Raw genomic sequence first — 801 nt, 5'->3', positions numbered from 1 at the left:
TGATGTTGAAATCACAGATACGTTGTCAAAAGAAGTAAAAAGATATATTGATGAAGGAAAGACACTTCCATGGGTAATGGGAGGATTTCCTTCAGGATATGAACCAAAAGCTGCAGCAGATTTCCAAGGATATTTCAGTGGAGAATATACATTTGATCAGATGGTAGATCAGTTGAAAGCAGATTTTGTTGAATTAAAAAAATAAATTTAAGAAGTGATAGAAAGACAGGCATTCATCGGAGCTGGATGAATGCCTAAAGGTGTTAAAATGGAAAAATACAGACCGAAAATACATTTTTCAGCAGAAGATTATATTATAAATGATCCGAATGGATTGGTATATTATAAGGGTGAATATCATCTTTTTCATCAGTATAATATTAACGAGCAGATTTATTGGGGACATGCAGTAAGTAAAGATTTAGTGCATTGGAAGAGACTACCTAAAGCTATTGCACCAGATAAAATTGGACAAATCTGGTCTGGTAGTGCAGTTGTGGATGAAGAAAATCAGCGAATGGTAGCATTTTTTACTTATAGTGAACATGAAACCAAAAGGCAAAGTCAGGGAGTAGCGTTTAGTTATGATAAAGGGCGTACATGGGAAAAATATTCTGGAAATCCGATTTTAACAGATTCAAGAGAAGATTTTCGAGATCCAAAAGTATTTCGCTATGAAGAAAAGTGGGTTATGATTCTTTCAGGTGGAGATTGTGTACTTTTGTATGAATCAAAGGATTTAATTCATTGGAATCAAATATCTTCTTTCAAAGGAAATCAAGAAAGTCATACGGGGGTATG

The 801-nt window shown here is 34.2% G+C and carries 1 protein-coding gene and 1 pseudogene; both read left to right on the top strand.

All coding sequences use genetic code 11. From position 1 onward, the window contains the following. Positions 1–205 (top strand): annotated as a pseudogene (locus LI162_RS15215) (ABC transporter substrate-binding protein); the annotation flags it as partial. A gap of 45 nt (positions 206–250) precedes the next feature. Further along, positions 251–801: glycoside hydrolase family 32 protein (locus LI162_RS15210; RefSeq protein ID WP_226866396.1), on the top strand; the 551-nt coding region annotated here is incomplete at its 3' end.

It is taken from the genome of Mediterraneibacter sp. 210702-DFI.3.120 (assembly GCF_020561005.1).
GTDB classification, from domain to species: domain Bacteria; phylum Bacillota; class Clostridia; order Lachnospirales; family Lachnospiraceae; genus Mediterraneibacter; species Mediterraneibacter faecis.
The sequence above is the reverse complement of the archived record's forward strand: the minus strand, read 5'-3'. Positions and strand labels throughout refer to the sequence as shown.